Source organism: Streptomyces sp. MS191, from assembly GCF_008042125.1.
Taxonomy (GTDB): Bacteria; Actinomycetota; Actinomycetes; order Streptomycetales; family Streptomycetaceae; genus Streptomyces.
Map to the genome: position 1 here is coordinate 1 of NZ_RDBI01000133.1, position 620 is coordinate 620.

At 70.3% G+C, this 620-nt stretch carries 1 protein-coding gene; it reads right to left on the reverse strand.

The genetic code is table 11. The features are described from left to right. Window positions 1-112: 112 nt before the first annotated feature. Window positions 113-400, reverse strand: a complete 288-nt coding sequence (locus tag EAO71_RS35680; protein ID WP_147981965.1) for a hypothetical protein — start codon at window positions 398-400, stop codon at window positions 113-115. Window positions 401-620 lie beyond the last annotated feature (220 nt).

Consider the following 620-nt stretch of genomic DNA (forward strand, 5'->3'; position numbering starts at 1 on the left):
CCGCTGCTCCTGCTGATCCTGATCCTGGTCGACAAGCCCTACAAACAGGGCTTGCACGACAAGTCGGCCAAGACCGTGGTCGTCACCGTGCCGCAGTAGGGCGACGGTGGAGCTACGAACCGATCCGGGTATCGGCCCCCGCGCCCGCGTGGACGGCCGGCACCCGGATCTCGGTGTTCCGGGGGGCCCGCTGGGCGGGTACGGACGGCTGCGGCACCGCGGGCGTCTTGCGGCGCACCGGCACGGCCACCACCACGAGGACCCCGATGAGCAGTCCGGCCACGCTGATCGCGATGATCCCCAGGGTCGTCGTGGTCCTGGACAGCAGGAGCAGCGCGGCGGTCGAGAAGACGACGGTGGCCGAACCGTAGGCGAGCTGTGCGGTGTTCGGACGCGGCATGACGGGTACCGTCCCTCGAGGCATCGGGTGCGTCGGTTGCATCGGTGGTGGATCGCTCTCCCGGGCCACCGCAGGGCGGTGCCCTCGGTCGAGCGACTCTACGACGGTGGATGCCCGAGAGGAACCGTTGGTAAGCGTGACCTAACCCACGGTGCCGGTGCACGGGGGGCGCACGGATTCACCGAATCCGCCAACCGGCCGCCGGGGTGCGCCGGTTGCC